15 protein-coding genes are annotated in these 17,925 nt (G+C 65.1%); 10 read left to right on the top strand and 5 right to left on the bottom strand.

What is annotated here, in order from left to right:
* The first annotated feature begins 241 nt into the window (after positions 1–241).
* From AC1RQP_RS14260 to AC1RQP_RS14245, 4 genes are all read left to right on the top strand, one after another.
* Positions 242–1,456, top strand: a complete 1,215-nt coding sequence (locus tag AC1RQP_RS14260) for an aminotransferase class I/II-fold pyridoxal phosphate-dependent enzyme (protein ID WP_492937431.1) — start codon at positions 242–244, stop codon at positions 1,454–1,456.
* A 9-nt stretch (positions 1,457–1,465) separates the two neighbouring features.
* Positions 1,466–3,943 carry a DNA translocase FtsK gene (locus AC1RQP_RS14255; RefSeq protein ID WP_492937430.1) on the top strand — a complete coding sequence of 826 codons (2,478 nt, stop codon included), beginning with the start codon at positions 1,466–1,468 and terminating at the stop codon, positions 3,941–3,943.
* 152 nt (positions 3,944–4,095) lie between these two features.
* On the top strand, positions 4,096–4,851 hold the full coding sequence (locus tag AC1RQP_RS14250; protein WP_492937857.1) for an outer membrane lipoprotein carrier protein LolA: 756 nt from the start codon (positions 4,096–4,098) through the stop codon (positions 4,849–4,851).
* A gap of 131 nt (positions 4,852–4,982) precedes the next feature.
* A complete protein-coding gene (locus AC1RQP_RS14245) occupies positions 4,983–5,798 on the top strand; it encodes an exodeoxyribonuclease III (protein ID WP_492937428.1) in 816 nt (271 codons plus the stop codon).
* Positions 5,799–5,831: 33 nt separating this feature from the next.
* Here AC1RQP_RS14245 and AC1RQP_RS14240 read toward each other — a convergent pair whose 3' ends face one another.
* Positions 5,832–6,275: a Crp/Fnr family transcriptional regulator gene (locus tag AC1RQP_RS14240; RefSeq protein WP_028181423.1), complete on the bottom strand. Its 444-nt coding sequence runs from the start codon at positions 6,273–6,275 to the stop codon at positions 5,832–5,834.
* 60 nt (positions 6,276–6,335) lie between these two features.
* Positions 6,336–7,022 (bottom strand): response regulator transcription factor, encoded by a 687-nt coding sequence (locus AC1RQP_RS14235; RefSeq protein ID WP_008142830.1) that lies wholly within the window; start codon positions 7,020–7,022, stop codon positions 6,336–6,338.
* A 200-nt stretch (positions 7,023–7,222) separates the two neighbouring features.
* Here AC1RQP_RS14235 and AC1RQP_RS14230 point away from each other — a divergent pair, with 200 nt between their 5' ends.
* A complete protein-coding gene (locus AC1RQP_RS14230) occupies positions 7,223–7,792 on the top strand; it encodes a L,D-transpeptidase family protein (RefSeq protein WP_492937427.1) in 570 nt (189 codons plus the stop codon).
* Between the two features lie 6 nt (positions 7,793–7,798).
* Entirely contained in the window at positions 7,799–8,584 is a 786-nt protein-coding gene (locus tag AC1RQP_RS14225; RefSeq protein ID WP_492937425.1) for a 2-keto-4-pentenoate hydratase, read from the top strand.
* Positions 8,585–8,723: 139 nt separating this feature from the next.
* Here the strand turns inward: AC1RQP_RS14225 and AC1RQP_RS14220 are convergent, their stop codons facing one another.
* Positions 8,724–9,413 (bottom strand): YggS family pyridoxal phosphate-dependent enzyme, encoded by a 690-nt coding sequence (locus tag AC1RQP_RS14220; RefSeq protein WP_239628668.1) that lies wholly within the window; start codon positions 9,411–9,413, stop codon positions 8,724–8,726.
* Positions 9,414–9,522: 109 nt separating this feature from the next.
* Between AC1RQP_RS14220 and AC1RQP_RS14215 the strand changes: the two genes are divergently transcribed.
* A complete protein-coding gene (locus AC1RQP_RS14215; RefSeq protein ID WP_239628666.1) occupies positions 9,523–11,226 on the top strand; it encodes a diguanylate cyclase domain-containing protein in 1,704 nt (567 codons plus the stop codon).
* Here AC1RQP_RS14215 and AC1RQP_RS14210 read toward each other — a convergent pair.
* Complete coding sequence (locus AC1RQP_RS14210; RefSeq protein WP_239629449.1) at positions 11,223–12,269, bottom strand: GGDEF domain-containing protein; 1,047 nt, start codon at positions 12,267–12,269, stop codon at positions 11,223–11,225. The two genes, AC1RQP_RS14215 and AC1RQP_RS14210, sit on opposite strands and share 4 nt — an antisense overlap.
* Positions 12,270–12,459: 190 nt before the next feature.
* On the opposite strand from AC1RQP_RS14210, the gene leuS reads away from it, so the two are divergent.
* The 3 genes from leuS (at position 12,460) to holA (ending at position 16,771) form a co-directional block, all read left to right on the top strand.
* Positions 12,460–15,096 (top strand): leucine--tRNA ligase, encoded by a 2,637-nt coding sequence (gene leuS / locus AC1RQP_RS14205; protein ID WP_492937424.1) that lies wholly within the window; start codon positions 12,460–12,462, stop codon positions 15,094–15,096.
* Positions 15,083–15,634, top strand: a complete 552-nt coding sequence (gene lptE, locus AC1RQP_RS14200; protein WP_239628658.1) for an LPS assembly lipoprotein LptE — start codon at positions 15,083–15,085, stop codon at positions 15,632–15,634. The genes leuS and lptE overlap by 14 nt, the downstream gene beginning before the upstream one ends.
* Before the next feature lie 108 nt (positions 15,635–15,742).
* Positions 15,743–16,771, top strand: coding sequence for a DNA polymerase III subunit delta (gene holA / locus AC1RQP_RS14195; protein ID WP_492937855.1), 1,029 nt, complete (start codon positions 15,743–15,745; stop codon positions 16,769–16,771).
* 214 nt (positions 16,772–16,985) lie between these two features.
* Here holA and AC1RQP_RS14190 read toward each other — a convergent pair whose 3' ends face one another.
* A complete protein-coding gene (locus AC1RQP_RS14190) occupies positions 16,986–17,873 on the bottom strand; it encodes a ParB/RepB/Spo0J family partition protein (protein ID WP_239628656.1) in 888 nt (295 codons plus the stop codon).
* Positions 17,874–17,925: the final 52 nt, after the last annotated feature.

Raw genomic sequence — 17,925 nt, 5'->3', positions numbered from 1 at the left:
GATGATGCCGGCGCAGTGCCATTGCGCGAGTGTTCCCGCAGGCAAGCGGGAGAGGTGGAGGAACCAGCCGGGCCCTGTAGCCCGCATCCTGTTTGTGATCCGGCCTCGATATTCCCGCTCTGGACGCGGGCGGCGGCCGATGGTTAATCGCGTCTTAACCTCGCCCTATCTATGGTGAACTGAACCGCTTCCCGCCGGTGCCTTCGCGCGACCGGCTGTTCCAAGAGTGCTGGCGCCCAGAATGGCTATGACCGCTTCATCCCGTGCGCCGCAGGCCGGTGGAAGCCCGGACACCGACCGCTCGCCCTTCATCCGGCTGAACGAGCTGCTGGCGCCGCATCAGCCAGGTAAGCCCTTGATCACGCTTGCAGTCGGCGAGCCCCAGCATCCCGTGCCCGACTTCGTCGGCCCGGTACTGGCGAAGCACATCGCCGATTTCGGCCGCTACCCGCTCGGCAAGGGCATCGAGCCGTTCCGCAAAGCCGCCGGCGCCTGGCTGTCGTCGCGGTTCAAGCTGCCGCGGCCGCTCGATCCCGAGAGCGAGATTCTCGTCCTCAATGGCAGCCGCGAAGGGCTTTTCTTCGCGGCGATCACCGCGGCGCGCTATGTCGGGCCGCGTCCCGGCAAGCCTGTGATCCTGATGCCGAACCCGTTTTATCCGGTCTATGGCGCCGGCACCCGCGCCGCGGCATGCGAGCCGGTCTATCTGCCGACCACGGTCGAGAACGGCTTCCTGCCCGATCTCGATGCCATCGACGAGGCGATTTTGGCGCGTACGGTGGCGTTCTATCTGGCTTCGCCGGCCAATCCGCAGGGCTCGGTCGCCCCGCCCGATTATTTCAAACGATTGAAGCAACTCGCCGACCGCTACGGCTTCGTGATCCTCAGCGACGAGTGCTATTCCGAGATCTACACCCGCGAGGCTCCTGGCAGCGTTCTGGAATGCGCCGGCCCCGACTTCACCCGCGTGGTTGCGTTCCAGTCGCTGTCGAAGCGCTCCAACCTGCCGGGCATGCGCGTCGGCTTCGCCGCCGGCGACAAGAAGTTCATCGGCATGTTCCTGGAGCTGCGCAACGTTGCGGCGCCCCAGGTGCCGGTGCCGCTCCAGCATGTCGCGACCGTTGCCTATGGCGACGAAGCGCATGTCGAGGAGAACCGCAGGCTCTACCGCATCAAGTTCGATCTCGCCGACCAGATCATCGGCAATCGCTACGGCTATCGCCGGCCCGATGCCGGCTTCTGCGTCTGGCTCAACACGTCCGCCCTCGGCGACGACGTGTCGGTGACGCTGAGACTTTTCAAGGAAGCAGGCGTGCGCGTGGTGCCCGGCAGTTATCTGGCCCGGCTCCAGCCCGATGGCTTCAATCCCGGTGCAGGCTACATTCGCCTCGCACTGGTGCAGGATGGAGAGACCACGGCGCAGGCGCTGCACCGCCTGGTCGAGACTCTGGGTTAGGCGGGGCCCATGAGCATGTCGGCAATCGAACGTGTCATTCCGCTGGTCGGCCATCTGCCGCCATCGATCCGCGAGGGTCTGGCGCGGCGCATGCGCGAGCTCACCGGCCTCGGCCTGATCGCGCTTGCGGGCGTCGCCTCGGCCGCGCTGATGACGTGGTCGGTGCAGGATCCCAGTCTCAGCCACGCCACCTCGCGGCCGATCCGCAACATTCTCGGCTATGCCGGCGCGATCGGTGCAGACCTTGCGATGCAGATCCTCGGGCTCGGCGCGATCATGCTGGTCCTGACGGTTGCGGTCTGGGGCTGGCGCATGATGACCCATCGCCCGTTCGACCGCGAAGCACTGCGGCTCGGCTCCTGGATTCTCTGCACGGTGATCGCGGCGGGCTTCGTCAGCTGCTGGCCGCATGGCGGCGCATGGCCGCTGCCGACCGGCCTCGGCGGCGTGGTCGGCGACGCGCTGGTGCGTGCGCCGGCAGTGATCTTCGGACCGGCCGGCACGATCTATCGCATCGTGCTGGGCACGATCCTGTTCGCCGCGATGACCGCGACCTTCCTGATCGCCTGCGGCCTTGGCGCCCGCGAGCAGGACGACGAGCTCGCGGAGATCGAGGATGACGACAAGCCGCTCGACGAAGACGAGGAGAGCGACCGCGGCTCGGTGTCGCTGGGCTGGCTGTTCCACGCGCTGATGAGCACCAAGGCGCGGCTGATCTGGCTGCTTGGCGCCGCCTACCGCTCGCTGGTCTCGAGCGGACCGAAAGCCAAGGCCGCTGCATTCAGCCGCCAGGAGCCGAATCTGGGCGGCGGCCGCGCCGCGCCCTCGATCTCGCCGCAATCCGAAGACGTGGACCACGAGGACGAGCACGAAGAAGAGGAAGACGAGGAGGAGGAAGAGGAGCAGCCGGCCGCGCGCGCCCCGCGCAAGAAGGCTGCACCGAAGGCCGCGGCCAGGAAGTCCTCCGACAAGTTCGACCTTCCCTCCGTCTCGATGCTGGCCGCCCCGAAAGCGGGCGATCGCCAGCCGCTCAGCAAGGCCGAGCTGGAGACCAACTCCCGTTCGCTCGAAGGCGTGCTGCAGGATTTCGGTGTGCGCGGCGAGATCGTGAAGGCCAATCCGGGTCCCGTCGTTACGCTCTACGAATTGGAGCCGGCACCCGGCATCAAGTCCTCGCGCGTGATCGGGCTTGCCGACGACATCGCCCGCTCGATGAGCGCGCTGTCGGCGCGCGTCGCGGTCGTGCCCGGCCGCAACGCGATCGGCATCGAGCTGCCGAACGCGCATCGCGAGAAGGTCTATTTGCGCGAATTGCTGGTGGCGAAGGAGGCGACCGACACGGTGGCAAAGCTGCCGCTGTGCCTCGGCAAGACCATCGGCGGCGATCCCGTCATCATCGATCTCGCCCGCACGCCGCACATGCTGATCGCCGGCACCACCGGCTCGGGCAAGTCGGTCGCGATCAACACCATGATCCTCAGCCTGGTCTACCGGCTGCGCCCGGACCAGTGCCGGCTGATCATGGTCGACCCGAAGATGCTCGAACTCTCCGTCTATGACGGCATTCCCCATCTGCTCACGCCCGTCGTGACCGATCCGAAGAAGGCGGTGGTCGCGCTGAAATGGGCCGTGCGCGAGATGGAAGAGCGCTACAAGAACATGGCCAAGCTCGGCGTGCGCAACATCGACGGCTACAACACGCGCCTGCTCGAACTGAAGGCCAAGGGCGAGGAGCCGACGCGCACGGTGCATACCGGCTTCGACAAGGAAACCGGCAAGGCGATCTACGAGGAAGAGAAGCTCTCGCTCGACCCGCTGCCCTACATCGTCATCATCGTCGACGAAATGGCCGACCTGATGATGGTCGCCGGCAAGGACATCGAAGGCGCGGTGCAGCGTCTCGCGCAGATGGCGCGCGCCGCCGGCCTGCACGTGATCCTGGCCACGCAGCGTCCGTCGGTCGACGTCATCACCGGCACCATCAAGGCGAACTTCCCGACTCGCATCGCCTTCCAGGTCACCTCCAAGATCGACAGCCGCACCATTTTGGGTGAGATGGGTGCCGAGCAGCTGCTCGGCCAGGGCGACATGCTCTACATGGCCGGCGGCGGCCGCATCAGCCGCGTGCACGGACCTTTCGCCTCCGACGAGGAGGTCGAGAAGGTGGTGCGTCATCTCAAGACGCAGGGACAGCCGGAATATCTCGAAGCCGTTACCGCCGAGGAGCCGGCCGAGGACGAGGACGGCGCCGTGTTCGACGCGACCGGCATGGGCGGGGATGGCGGCGGCGATTTATTCCAGCAGGCGGTTGCCATCGTCAAACGCGATCGCAAGGCCTCGACCAGCTATATCCAGCGCCGCCTGCAAATCGGCTATAATCGCGCCGCATCACTGATGGAGCGCATGGAACTGGAGGGCATCGTCGGCCCAGCCAACCACGCCGGCAAGCGCGAGATTCTGGTCGAGGAAGAAGACAGCCATATGTGAGGCGAAGGGCCTCTGAACATCATTTCACGCAGAATCGATATCTGCTTTTGCCAGAAATCACGCTAAAAGGGCGCCCAGCCATACAGGACGACGTGTTGATCAGACATCCGGACATTCGATTCGCCGCCACCATCGCCGCGCGAAGTGCGCGCGTGGCCGGCGTGCTTCTCGTCACCGCCGCGATGGTGACTGCGACGTCGTTCGCGCAGACCGTCCCGGTGCCGAAGCCTGCACCGAAGGGCCGCAGCGACGGCGGGCCGGCCGGTGGGCCCGCTGTGACCGGCGCGACGCAGACGCCGCCGAATCCGGTCATCCCGGATCCGCGGCGCAACGTGCCGACCAGCATCTTCCAGACCTTCGATGCCAACCAGAAAGCGCAGGCGGCCAAGGTCAGCGCCTATCTGTCGTCGCTTCAGACATTGGTTGGTAATTTCGTCCAGGTCGGCCCCGACGGCAGCAAGACACAGGGCGATTTCTACATCCAGAAGCCCGGCAAGGTGCGCTTCGAATATGACGCGCCGAGCCCGATCGACATCGTCGCCGACGGATCCTCGCTGGTGGTGCGCGACCGCAAGCTCGCGACCCAGGACATCTATCCGCTGTCGCAGACGCCACTGCGTTTTCTGCTGTCCGACCGCATCGACCTGATGAAGGACACGAACGTCGTCAACGTCTCGGCCGACGACGTCTTCGTCAGCGTCACCATCGAGGAGAAGCAGGCGCTGGTCGGCACCAGCCGGCTGCTCCTGATGTTCGGCGCCAAGGACGGACAGCTCAAGCAGTGGACCGTCACCGACCCGCAGGGCTACGACACCACGATCGCCGTCTACAATCTGGATTCGAGCAAGAAGCTCGACCCCAACATGTTCAAGATCGATTTCACCAATTATGGCCCGTCGCCGGGTTGAGATTGCATGGCCGCTCCAATCACCTCATGCCCGGGCTTGTCCCGGGCATCCACGTTTTTGGGTCCGACAAAAAGACGTGGATGGCCGGGTCAAGCCCGGCCATGACGGATGGAGTTTGTTAGATCGTCGCCATGCGTCTTTCTCTGACAACCTGGAACATCAATTCGGTGCGGCTGCGCATCGACCTGGTCGCGAAATTCTTGAAGAGCGCGCGGCCGGAGGTGCTGTGCCTGCAGGAGACCAAGTGCATCGACGACGCCTTTCCGCTGAAGCGCTTCAAGCGGCTCGGCTATGAGCACGTCGCGCTGAACGGGCAGAAGGGCTATCACGGTGTCGCCATCGTCTCGAAGATTCCCTTCGAGTCCAAGGACATCCGCACCTTCTGCGACAAGGTGGATTCGCGCCATATCTCGGTGTCGTTCGGCGAGAAGGCGGGCATCGCAAAGCCTTTGGTGCTGCATAATTTCTACGTGCCCGCCGGCGGCGACATCCCCGATCCCGCGCTGAACGAGAAGTTCGATCACAAGCTTCGCTTCCTCGACGAGATGAAGGCATGCGAGCCGCTGCATCCGCGCGGCGAGGACCGCCACATCCTGGTCGGTGACCTCAACGTCGCCCCGCACGAGAACGACGTGTGGTCGCACAAGCAGCTTCTGAAAGTCGTCTCGCACACACCGGTCGAAACCGAGAAGCTGAAGGCGGCGCTCGCCGCCGGCGAATGGATCGACGTCGCGCGCGAGCGCATCCCGATGTCGGAGAAGGTCTATACGTGGTGGAGCTATCGTTCCGCCGACTGGACCGTCGGCGATCGCGGCCGCAGGCTTGATCACATCTGGGTCTCGCGCGCGCTGAAGGACGCGGTCAGCGATTTCAGGATCCTGCGCGACGCGCGGAGCTGGGAGCGTCCATCGGACCACGTGCCCGTCACGGTGACGCTGGAGGTCTAGGGATCCCGTCGTTCTCCGGAACGCGCGGAGCAGTTACGACGTCAGCTTCGCGCCGGCCATCAATATATCGCTGGCGATCTGGCTGGAGCGCACCGCGAATTCGTCGCGCAGGCGCACGGCGGCGGCGGGGTCGCTCTCCAGCACGCGCTGGAACAGGCTGCGTGCGACGCGGATGACGGAGGAATGCTCCAGCGCGATCGCACGCGATGGCCGCTTCATCGGCACCACCAGTGCGAGCTCGCCGATCAGCGCGCCAGGACCGGCGATCATTTCGGCGCCGGCGCCGTCTTCGACCCTGAAGGCGCCGCGCTGGACCACGAAGCCGGCATCGGCGGCGTCACCGAGATCGAACAGGACATCACCGCGGACGAAGTCACGCTGCTCGGAACCGATCGCCAGCATGCGCAACGAGGCGTCTCCCAACAGGCGCAGTGTCGGGACACGCTCGAGAAGCGCTACGTCGTCGTCGATTGACATTCTGGTCCGTGGCTCGAGAAACGCGCCAATTTACGACGAATCGCGCGTTTCCGGAACGTATCACGGCACCAGCTTGTAGCCACCGGCTTCGGTAACCAGGATCTCGGGGTTGGCGGCGTCCTTCTCGATCTTCTGGCGAAGCCGATAGATGTGGGTTTCCAGCGTGTGGGTGGTGACGCCGGAATTGTAGCCCCAGACCTCCTGGAGCAGGGTCTCGCGCGACACCGGCATCTGGCCGGCCCGGTAGAGGAAGCGGAGAATCGCCGTTTCCTTCTCGGTGAGGCGGACCTTGCGCGCATTGGCCGCGGTCAGCATCTTCGAGCCGGGACGGAAGGAGTAGGGGCCGACCGAGAACACCGCGTCCTCGCTGGCCTCGTGCTGGCGGAGCTGGGCACGGATGCGAGCCAGCAGAACGGCGAAGCGGAAGGGCTTTGCGACATAGTCGTTGGCGCCGGATTCCAGCCCCAGGATCGTGTCGGAATCGGTGTCGTGCCCGGTCAGCATGATGATCGGGGCCTTGAATCCTCCCTTGCGCAAGGAACGGACGACTTCGCGGCCGTCGGTATCGGGCAGGCCGACATCCATCAGGACGAGATCGGGAGAATTCGCCTTTGCGGCGCTCGCGCCCTTGGCGCCGGTGTCGACCGCGGAGGCTTCGAATTCTTCGTGCAGCGATAATTGCTCCACCAACGTATCGCGCAGATCGGTATCGTCATCCACGATCAGGATCTTGCGGGCATTGGCCATAGGGGGTCATCCTTTTAGGGTCCGGCTCGGCGCGCATCCATGCCGCACCCAGCCGCGAGGGAAGTTTAGGGTCGCCGTTTTATTGTTGTTCGTGTTGAAGTAGTGGGCTGTTACCGATTCACAAGCCGGAAGCACTCTAACTCAGAATAGCAGGGCGATTTGATGAATGTCCTGTAATGAATTCGACATTGCACGTTCACATGAAAAATAGAGCAGCTTCAGTCGGTTACGCCAGGAATCGACGCGCCGGGCCGCTGTCTGCGATCCGCGTTAAGGCTGCGGCCGGAAATCCGCGCCGGGGCTGGCTGACGGTTGGAACGCTGACCATCCCGGTTGCGTTGGGGCGGGGCGGCATTCTGGCCAACAAGCGCGAGGGCGATGGCGGCACCCCCAGGGGCAGTTTCCGTCCCAGGCGGCTGTGGTGGCGGGGCGACCGGCACAGCCGCCCCCAGACGTTCTTGCCGGCCCGGATGATCACCGGCGCAGACGCCTGGTGCGAGGATCCACGGGACCGCCATTACAATCAGGGCATCCGGCTCGGCGAGGGGCAGGGCGGTGACCGGCTCAAGCGGGCCGACCACCTCTATGACTTCATCATCGAGATCGACCACAACACCAGACCGCGCATCGCCGGCCGCGGCAGTGCGGTGTTCCTGCACCTGGCCCGCGACAATTTCGGCCCGACCGCGGGCTGCGTCTCCATGACGAAGTCTGCGATGCTGCAATTGCTGCGGCGCTTGGGCCCGCGAACACGAATCATCATCGGGTGAGGGTGCATGCTCGACAAGGATCAGATCGCCGTCGCTTCGCAGATCCTGGTTCAACACTGGCGCGACGGCACCAAGCTGGACGCACTGGAGGCCCGGCTGCGGCCGCAGAGTCGCGCCGAGGGCTACGCCATCCAGGCCGCGCTCGAACGACAATCAAGCGGGAAATTGTTCGGCTGGAAGATCGCGGCTACCAGCGAGGCCGGACAGAAGCACATCAATGTCGCAGGCCCCATGGCCGGACGCATCATGAGCGACACCGTGATCGCTGACGGCGGGACTACATCGATGAAGGGCAACGAGATGCGCGTCGGCGAGCCGGAATTCGCCTTTCGGATCGGGCGCGATCTGCCGCCGCGCGCGGCGCCGTACACCGTCGACGAGGTGCTCGCCGCCGTCGAGACGTTGCATCCCGCGATCGAGATTCCCGATTCGCGCTTTGCCGATTTCGCCCGCGCCGGCGAGGCCCAGCTCATCGCCGACAATGCCTGCGCGCATCTGTTCGTGCTGGGCGCGGCGACGTCGGCGGACTGGCGCGCGATCGATCTCATCGCGGAACGCCCGCAGATCATGCTGCGCGGCGAGCACTATGTCGGCCACGGCAGGAACGTGCTCGGCGATCCCCGCGTTGCGCTCGCCTGGCTTGCCAACGAGCTGCGCGGGCTCGGCCTCACGTTGCGGGCGGGGGAGGTGGTGACGACAGGCACGTGCCATCCGCCGCTGCCGATCCAGGCCGGCGATCATTTCGCGGCAGATTTTGGCGTGCTGGGCAAGGTGTCGGTGGGGTTTGTGTAGACAGCTCCGCCGTCATTGCGAGGAGCCCTTGCGACGAAGCAATCCAGACTACCTCCGCGGAAAGATCCTGGATTGCTTCGCTACGCTCGCAATGACGAACTCAAGAACTCGGGTGGGGCACGGCCCTCGCTTACGACAATCACCTGTGCCCGAAGATCGCGCTACCCACGCGCACATGGGTGGCGCCCAGCATGATGGCGGTGGCGAAATCGGCGCTCATGCCCATCGAGAGGTTCTTCAACCCGTTGCGCGCGGCGATCTTGGCGGTGAGGGCAAAATGCGCGGCCGGCGGTTCGTCGACCGGCGGGATGCACATCAGTCCGGAGATCGTGAGCCCATAGGTGTCGCGGCAGCTCGCGAGGAAAGCATCGGCCTCGCCGGGCGCGACGCCGGCCTTCTGCGGTTCCTCGCCGGTATTGATCTGGACGAAGAGCTGCGGGTGCTTGTTCTGGGATTCGATTTCCTTGGCTAATGCCTGGCAAATGCTCGGGCGATCGACCGAATGGATCGCGTCGAACAGCGCGACCGCCTCTTTCGCCTTGTTGGATTGCAGCGGCCCGATCAGATGCAGCGCGATATCGGGGTAAACAGACGTTAACGCCGGCCACTTGCTTTTGGCCTCCTGCACCCGATTCTCGCCAAATACCCGCTGCCCGGCGGCGATGACCGGGATAATTGCATCGGCGGCGAAAGTTTTGGACACCGCGATCAGCGTCACGGAGGCGCGGTCGCGCCGCGCGTCCGTGCAGGCGCGGGCGATTTCAGCTTCGACCGCGGCGAGCGCGTTTGGTGAATGGCCGGTTACCGGCGCGGCGATGGCTTCTGTCATGACGTCTCTTGGCCGGGATCGTAGCCCGAGTTAAGTCCAATTTTACCGAGTTCAAGAAACAGTTTTTGAACCCTTCGCTTTACCTTGGCCCATGGGGTGGGTAACGAAGATGGCAAGCGTCAGTCTCAACCGCAAACGCGCGAAACTCAAGCAGGTTCTGGGAATCCGGGCGCGGCTTGCGTTGCTTGCGGTCATTCTCGTGGCGCCGTTAATGCTCGAGCGCATCCGCTCGCTCGAAGACACGCGTGTGCGGCAGATCGCGCAGGCTGCGGCCGAGTTCACCACGGTGGCAAGGCACAGTGCCGATGCGCAGCGCGAGGTGATCTCGTCGGTCGAGACCATCCTGAAATCGGAAGCCTTCATCCGCGCCTCCGCCGGCGGCATCAGCAAGAGCTGCGACGTGCTGCGCGCAAGCCTGCCGTCGAGCCTTCCCTGGATCCGCACGCTTTTGATCGCCGGCCAGGACGGACGCATCCAATGCGCCACCAACAACATGTATGTCGGGCTCGATCTCAGTGACCGGCCCTACTTCCAGCAGGCACAACAAACCGGCCGCTTCGTTCTCAGCGATTTCATCCTGTCGCGGCCGGTGCTCTCGCCGACCGTGATGGCGGTCTATCCGGTCTCGGCCTTCAGCGGGGTGCCCGATGCCGTCGTGCTCGCCACCGTCAATCTCGACTGGATGTCGAAGGTCATGAGCAATCTGGGCGGCCGCGCCGGCATCACCGCGGTGCTGGTCGACAGCGCGGGCACCGTGCTGGCGGCTCCCGCCGATCAGCACAGCGCGGTTGGCCGTCCCCTCGACAACATGCCGCTGATGTCCGCAATCGCGGACAAGGCGCTGCGGTCCGACCAGGACGAGGGTTCACTGTCGTTCCTCGCCGCCGACGGCTCCCGCCGCGCGGTCAGCTATATCCGCATCGCCGGCACCAATGCCCGCCTGATCGCCAGCATCGATGAAGACAAGGTGTCAGCCGCGGTCAACCGCGACATCCGCACCGCCTATCTGCAGCTCGCTTTTGTCGTCGTGTTCGTCCTGCTCGGCGCGCTGATTGCCGCCGAGAAACTCGTCATCAAGCCAATCGAGATGCTCGCCGACATGGCCAAGCGTCTCGGCGAGGGCGACCTGTCGGCCCGCGCGGCACGCAATCGGCTGCCGGCCGAATTCGTTCCGCTGGCCCGCGCCCTCAACGCGATGGCTGCGCAGCTGAGCCAGCGCGAGCGCGAGCTGATTGCGAGCAACGACCGGCTGACGGTGATGGCCTCGATCGACATGCTGTCGGGGCTCGCCAACCGCCGCGGTTTCCAGAGCCGGCTCGATTTCGAATGGATGCGCGCGCAGCAATATGGCAGCGACCTCGCGCTTCTGATGATCGACGTCGACCATTTCAAGCTGTTCAACGACACTTACGGCCATCTCGAAGGCGATTCCTGTCTGACCCGGCTCGGCGAGTCGCTGTCCGGCATCGCCGCCGACACGATGGGCTTTGCGGCACGTTATGGCGGCGAGGAATTCTGCCTCTTGCTGCCGAATACCGACGTGATGCGCGCCGCCGAAATCGGCGAACAGGTGCGGGCGGCCGTGCTGAGACTCTGCCTGCCGCACATCACGTCCGCGCATATGATCGTCACGGTCTCGATCGGCGTCGCCGCGACAAAGCCGAACGAGTCCTTGCGTCCCGGCGACCTGATCGAAGCCGCCGACGCCGCGCTCTATGCCGCCAAGCATCGGGGCCGCAACAATGTCGTCGAGCACGGCGTGCAGGCGATCGAGACCGGCGCGGCTGATATGATGATGGTGGCCAGCGCCTAGCCCGCGGCCCCGGCCCGCTCAAGCTCGACCTCCGTCACGACGCGATTGCGACCGCCGCTCTTGGCGAGATAGAGCGCGCGGTCGCAACGCTCGATGAGATCGGTGATCGCCTCGCCGGTCCGGTACTGCGCCACGCCGATCGACACGCTGATATTCGGCAGGATCTCGCCGGTCGAGCGGCGCGTGATCGTGCATTCGGCAATCGCGCGCCTGATGCGCTCGGCGATCTCGGCACATGTACCGAGATCGGCGTCCGGCAGCACCGCGATCAGCTCCTCGCCGCCATAGCGGGCCGGCAGATCCTGCTCGCGAACTTTCTCGCGCAGCACCTTCGCCATCAGGCGCAGCACCTGGTCGCCGACGCCATGGCCGAAATTGTCGTTGAAGGCCTTGAAGTAGTCGATATCGAGCATCAGCACGCCGAGCGGCTCGCCCCATTCCGCGGTCGTCTGCGCCTTGCGCAGGAATTCGTCGAGGGCCCGCCGGTTCGCCAGCCCCGTCAACATGTCGGTCCGGGCGCGCTGCTCGGACCGCGACAGCGAATCGCGGATCACGTCGAGCTCGCGGGTCTTTTCCGCAAAACCTGCCTCCAGCCGCGTCGCCCTTGTGGCGGCCCGCGCGAGCTCGTTCATGAGCTGGGCGACCAGCAACTTTGGATCGACGCCGGCCCTGCCCTGGTCGGCCACTTGGCTGATGACCTGCATCTGCGAATGATTGTCGGCGATCGCGGTCGCCAGAAATTCCTTCGCGGCCCCCATGAGCGTCTGCAGCCGCTCGGAGGTGTCGACCGCGGCGGCACTCGCCTGGGGCGCGACGTAGGTCTCGAACAGATCCTGATTGGTTCGCGCATCGAAGGGACGATTGTGGTCGATCAGCAGATCGATCGCGTTGCGCAGATCGTCATGACTGCCCGCGAAATACTGGAACCAGACCGCGAAATTGGCCGGGGTCGGCGCAATGCGCTGTTCGGCCATGCTCCGCATCGCCCGTCCGGCGATGGACGCGGCATAGTCGTAATCGGGATCGTCGAAGCTGGAATCCATCGCGGTCATGCGGCCTTGTCGGGCCGCAAATTGGCATCGACCCCTTAATCACACCCCAACGCGGGCCCTCGTAGTTATGCGGAGGCGCGGTCGAAGTTCCAGAACGCGGCAACCCATTGACCCCCTGAGGTCTTCTATGGCCTAGTCCGCCGTCTTGAGACGGCCGAACCCACGAAAACCCAACGATTCCATGACCTCCGAACGCTATAACGCCCGCGACGCCGAACCGCGCTGGCAACGCCTCTGGGACGAGCAGGCGATCTTCGTCTCCAGGAACGACGATCCGCGGCCGAAATACTATGTGCTCGAGATGTTCCCCTACCCTTCCGGGCGCATCCATATCGGCCATGTCCGGAATTACACCCTGGGTGACGTGCTGGCCCGCTTCATGCGCGCCAAGGGCTTCAACGTGCTGCATCCAATGGGCTGGGATGCCTTCGGCCTGCCGGCCGAGAACGCCGCGATCGAGCGCAAGGTCGCCCCGAAGGCCTGGACCTACGACAACATCGCCGCGATGAAGAAACAGCTCCGCTCGATCGGGCTGTCGCTGGACTGGAGCCGCGAGATCGCAACCTGCGATCCCAGCTATTACAAGCACCAGCAGAAGATGTTTCTGGACTTCCTGCGCGAGGGTCTCGCCGAGCGCGAGAAGCGCAAGGTGAACTGGGACCCCGTCGACATGACCGTGCTCGCCAACGAGCAGGTGATCGACGGCCGCGGCTGGCGTTCGGGCGCGGTCGTCGAGCAGCGGGAAATGAATCAGTGGGTCTTCAAGATCACGAAGTACTCGCAGGAGCTCTTGAGCGCGCTGGACGGGCTGGACCGCTGGCCCGACAAGGTGCGGCTGATGCAGCGCAACTGGATCGGCCGCTCGGAAGGCCTGCTGGTCCGCTTCGCACTGGATCCGGCGACGACGCCGGCCGGCGAGAGCGAGCTGAAGATCTTCACGACGCGCCCGGACACGCTGTTCGGCGCGAAATTCATGGCGATCTCGGCGGATCATCCGCTGGCGCAGGCCGCCGCTGCGAAGAACCCTAAGCTTGCGGAGTTCATCGCAGAGATCAAGAAGATGGGTACCGCGCAGGAGATCATCGACACCGCGGAAAAGCAGGGTTTCGACACCGGAATCCGCGCGGTGCACCCGTTCGACCCCAGCTGGAAGCTGCCGGTCTATGTCGCGAACTTCGTACTGATGGAATACGGCACCGGCGCCATCTTCGGCTGCCCCGCGCACGACCAGCGCGACCTCGACTTCGTCAACAAGTACAGTCTCGGCAACACGCCTGTGGTGTGTCCGGAGGGCCAGGACCCGAAGTCGTTCGTCATCACCGACACCGCCTATGACGGTGACGGCCGCATGATCAATTCGCGCTTCCTCGACGGCATGAGCATCGAGCAGGCCAAGGAAGAGGTGGCGAAGCGTCTCGAGACGGAGCTGCGCGGCAACGCGCCGATCGGCGAGCGGCAAGTGAATTTCCGCCTGCGCGACTGGGGCATTTCGCGCCAGCGCTATTGGGGCTGCCCGATTCCCGTCATTCACTGTCCGAAATGCGATGTGGTGCCGGTGCCGGACGCCGACCTGCCGGTGGTGCTGCCGGACGACGCGACCTTCGACAGACCGGGCAACGCGCTCGATCATCATCCGACCTGGAAGCACGTCACCTGCCCCAAATGCGGCGGCATGGCCCAGCGCGAAACCGACACCATGGACACCTTCGTGGATTCGTCCTGGTACTTTGCGCGCTTCACCGATCCCTGGAACGAGAACGCGCCGACGACGCCTGCGGTCGCCAACCGGATGCTGCCGGTCGACCAGTATATCGGCGGCGTCGAGCATGCGATCCTGCATCTGCTCTACAGCCGCTTCTTCACCCGCGCGATGAAGGCGACCGGGCACATTGCGCTGGACGAGCCGTTCGCCGGCATGTTCACGCAAGGCATGGTGGTGCACGAGACCTACCAGAAGGCCGACGGCACCTACGTGCAGCCCGCCGAGGTGAAGATCGAGGTCGGCGGCAACGGGCGCCGCGCAACGTTGCTCGCCACCGGCGAGGACATCCAGATCGGCCCGATCGAGAAGATGTCCAAGTCGAAGAAGAACACGGTCGACCCCGACGACATCATCGAGACCTACGGCGCCGACGTGGCCCGCTGGTTCATGCTCTCGGACTCCCCGCCCGACCGCGACGTGATCTGGAGCGACGAGCGCGTCCAGGGCGCCTCGCGCTTCGTGCAGCGGCTGTGGCGGCTGGTGAACGATTCCGCCGAACTCGGCAACGGTGCGCCGGCGGCCCGGCCGGCCAGCTTCGGCCCGGACGCGACCACCTTGCGCAAGGCCGCCCACGGCGCGCTGGACAAGGTCACAACCGGCATCGAGCGGCTGCACTTCAACGTCTGCCTCGCCCATATCCGCGAATTCACCAACACGTTCTCGGAGGTGCTGCAGCGCCCGGGCCAGCCCGCAGCCGACCTGGCGCCGGATCTGGCCTGGGCGATCCGGGAGGCCAGCCAGATCCTGGTGCAGCTGTTCTCTCCGATGATGCCGCATCTGGCCGAGGAGTGCTGGCGGGTTCTGGGCCAGAAGGGGCTGGTTTCGGAAGCCGATTGGCCCCAAATCGAACGCGATTTGCTGGTCGAAGACAGCGTGACCCTGGTGGTCCAGGTCAACGGCAAGAAGCGGGGTGAGGTCACAGTTGCAACAGCGGCCCAGAATCCGGAAATCGAGGCTGCCGTTTTGGCCCTCGATGCGGTAAAGCTGGCCCTGGACGGCAAGCCCGTCCGCAAGGTGATCATCGTTCCCAAGAGGATCGTGAATGTTGTCGGCTAGGATCCGTATCGCAGCCCGCTTGCTGGCAGTCGCTGCATTAGCGGCGCTGACGGCAGGCTGCTTCCAGCCGATGTATGCCGAGCGCACTGACGGCACCCCCGGTCTGCGCGAAAGGCTGATGGGCGTCGAGCTACCCCCGATCAGCAAGCCCAATGCTTCGCGCGAGGCCCGCGTCGGCGTCGAAATCCGCAACGCGCTGGCATTCAAGCTTTACGGCACGGCGACGGGCATGCCGCCGACGCATCGACTGGATATCCGCTTCACCACCAGCCGCTCCTCGCTGATCGTCAGCGCCGCGACCGGACTGCCGACCAGCGAAAATCTCGGCATCGACGCCCAGTACAATCTGATCGACGTCGCGACCGGCAAGTCTGTCATGACTGGCTCGACATTCTCACGCGTGTCCTATGACATGCCGGGGTCCTATCAGCGCTTCTCGCGCACCCGCGCCGTGCGCGATGCCGAGGATCGTGCCGCCAACGAGATCGCCGAGAACATCTCCACCCGGCTCGCCTCGTTCTTCACCGCAGGCACTTAAGTCGTTCCCGTCATTCCGGGGCACGCGCAGCGTGAACCCGGAATCTCGATCCCAAACCTCTGGATTCCGGGTTCGCGCTGCGCGCGCGCCGGAATGACGATCTGGACCATGGTCGCACTGCGCGGAAAAGAGATCGACGCCTTCCTCGCTCGGCCCGATGCCGGCCGTCCGATCATCCTGCTCTACGGTCCCGATGCGGGCCTCGTGCGCGAGCGCGCCGATGCGCTGATCGCGTCCAGCGTCGACGATCCCAACGATCCGTTCTCGCTGGTCAAGCTCGACGGCGACGAGCTCTCCGCCGAGCCCTCGCGCCTCGTCGACGAAGCCATGACCGTGCCGCTGTTCGGCGGCCGCCGCGCCATCCGCGTTCGCGCCGGCTCGCGCAGCTTCGCCAGCGGCATAGAGACGCTGGCCGAGATGAACGTGAAGGATTGCCGCATCGTGATCGAGGCCGGCGAACTTCGCCCGGAATCGCCGCTGCGCAAGACATGCGAGCGCGCCAAGACGGCCGTGGCGATCGGCTGCTATCCCGACACTGAGCGCGATCTGGCCAGGCTGATGGAGGACGAGCTCCGTATCGCGAATTTGCGCATCGCTCAGGACGCCCGCGCGGCGCTGATGTCATTCCTCGGCGGTGACCGCCAGGCCTCGCGCAACGAGCTGCGCAAGCTGACCCTCTACGCCCACGGCAAAGGCGAGGTCACGCTGGATGACGTCATGGCCGTGGTCGCCGATGCGTCGGAGCTGAAGCTCGATCCGATCGTCGACGGCGCCTTTGCCGGACGGCCCGACATCGTCGAGACCGAATTCGCCAAGGCCATGATCGCCGGCACCTATCCAGGCGTGATCATCTCCGCCGCGCAGCGGCAGGCTGCGTGGCTGCACAAATCCGCGCTCGCGATCGCCGACGGCACGCCGGCATCCGCCGTGCTCGATGGCGGCTTTCCGCGCCTGCATTTTTCGCGAAAGCCCGCGGTCGAAACCGCGCTGCGCAATTTCAGCCCGGCGCGGCTTGCCGCGATCATCGAGCAGCTCGCAACCGCGGCGCTCGACACCCGCAAGCAGTCCACCCTCGCCGCAGCCATAGCCCAGCGCGCGCTGATGGCGATTGCGGCGAACGCGAAGCGGCGGGGCTGAGCTCTCTCCGCGTCACTGCGAACGCAACAAAGCAAGGGGCCAAATCCGTCATCCTGAGGCGCGAGTGGCACGATGCTACGCATCGTGCCAGGAGCCTCGAAGGATGAAAGGCCGCGCTGCTACAGCCGGGCCGTCGCCCTTCGAGGGCCGCTGAAGAAGCGGCCACCTCAGGATGACGGGTGGAGATCAGTGCCCGCGGCACGGGACAGCGGAGTTACAGCGCGCCCTTGGCGAGCCGCTTCATCACCTCGTCGAGCTGATCGAGGTTGCGGTAGTTGATCTGCACGGAGCCGCCGGGATCGCGATGATTGACCGTGACCTTGAGACCCAGCGCGTCGCTGACGCGCTTTTCGAGGTCGATCGTATCAGGGTCCTTTTCCTTGCCCCCAGTGCTGCGCGCCTTCTGCGGCTTGCGCTCGGGCACGCCTTCCTCGTGCGCCAGAGCCTCGGCCTGGCGAACGTTGAGCCCCTCCTCGACGATGCGCTTGGCGGCGGCGAGCGGATCCGGCACGCCGATCAGCGCGCGGGCGTGGCCCGCCGTCAATTCACCGGTCGCGATGAAGGCCTGCACCTCGGCCGGCAGCTTCGTCAGCCGCATCATGTTGGCGACGTGGCTGCGGCTCTTGCCGACGACCTTCGCGATGTCCTCCTGGCTGCGTTTGAACTCGTTGGCGAGCGCGTGATAGCCCTGGGCCTCTTCCATCGGGTTGAGGTCTTCGCGCTGCACGTTCTCGATGATCGCGAACTCCAGCGCGTCGCTGTCGCTGATGTCGACCGGAACGATCGGCACGTCATGCAGGCCGGCGAGCTGCGAGGCGCGCCAGCGCCGCTCGCCCGCGATGATCTCGTAGCGATCCTGCGCGCCCTTCAGCGGACGCACCACGATCGGCTGAATCACGCCGTGCTGCCTGATGGAGTCGGAGAGCTCCTTGAGCTCGGTCTCCGAAAAGGTGCGGCGCGGGTTGCGCGGGTTGGGCTTGATGAATTCGATCGGCACCTTGCGCTGTGCGCGCGGACGATCGACATGCTGAGCCTCGCCGCCGACGTCACCGATCAGACTCGCAAGACCTCGGCCCAGTCGCGAACGCGCTTCGTCGGCCATCGCCAGCTCCCTTGGATTCACGGTGCAGCACTCCAGAACTGAATTGTCGTAG

Source organism: Bradyrhizobium sp. GW821-FHT13H06 (assembly GCF_058803975.1).
This window is presented reverse-complemented; position numbering and strand designations above follow the sequence as displayed.

Excerpts from the sequence above, each read along its gene's own strand:
- AC1RQP_RS14245 (WP_492937428.1), top strand. The coding sequence starts at position 4,983 with ATGCGTCTTTCTCTGACAACCTGGAACATCAATTCGGTGCGGCTGCGC.
- AC1RQP_RS14255 (WP_492937430.1), top strand. The coding sequence starts at position 1,466 with ATGAGCATGTCGGCAATCGAACGTGTCATTCCGCTGGTCGGCCATCTG.
- AC1RQP_RS14215 (WP_239628666.1), top strand. The coding sequence starts at position 9,523 with ATGGCAAGCGTCAGTCTCAACCGCAAACGCGCGAAACTCAAGCAGGTT.
- AC1RQP_RS14230 (WP_492937427.1), top strand. The coding sequence starts at position 7,223 with ATGAAAAATAGAGCAGCTTCAGTCGGTTACGCCAGGAATCGACGCGCC.
- AC1RQP_RS14210 (WP_239629449.1), bottom strand. The coding sequence starts at position 12,269 with ATGGATTCCAGCTTCGACGATCCCGATTACGACTATGCCGCGTCCATC.
- holA (WP_492937855.1), top strand. The coding sequence starts at position 15,743 with ATGGTCGCACTGCGCGGAAAAGAGATCGACGCCTTCCTCGCTCGGCCC.
- leuS (WP_492937424.1), top strand. The coding sequence starts at position 12,460 with ATGACCTCCGAACGCTATAACGCCCGCGACGCCGAACCGCGCTGGCAA.
- AC1RQP_RS14225 (WP_492937425.1), top strand. The coding sequence starts at position 7,799 with ATGCTCGACAAGGATCAGATCGCCGTCGCTTCGCAGATCCTGGTTCAA.
- AC1RQP_RS14240 (WP_028181423.1), bottom strand. The coding sequence starts at position 6,275 with ATGTCAATCGACGACGACGTAGCGCTTCTCGAGCGTGTCCCGACACTG.
- AC1RQP_RS14220 (WP_239628668.1), bottom strand. The coding sequence starts at position 9,413 with ATGACAGAAGCCATCGCCGCGCCGGTAACCGGCCATTCACCAAACGCG.
- AC1RQP_RS14235 (WP_008142830.1), bottom strand. The coding sequence starts at position 7,022 with ATGGCCAATGCCCGCAAGATCCTGATCGTGGATGACGATACCGATCTG.
- lptE (WP_239628658.1), top strand. The coding sequence starts at position 15,083 with ATGTTGTCGGCTAGGATCCGTATCGCAGCCCGCTTGCTGGCAGTCGCT.
- AC1RQP_RS14190 (WP_239628656.1), bottom strand. The coding sequence starts at position 17,873 with ATGGCCGACGAAGCGCGTTCGCGACTGGGCCGAGGTCTTGCGAGTCTG.
- AC1RQP_RS14260 (WP_492937431.1), top strand. The coding sequence starts at position 242 with ATGGCTATGACCGCTTCATCCCGTGCGCCGCAGGCCGGTGGAAGCCCG.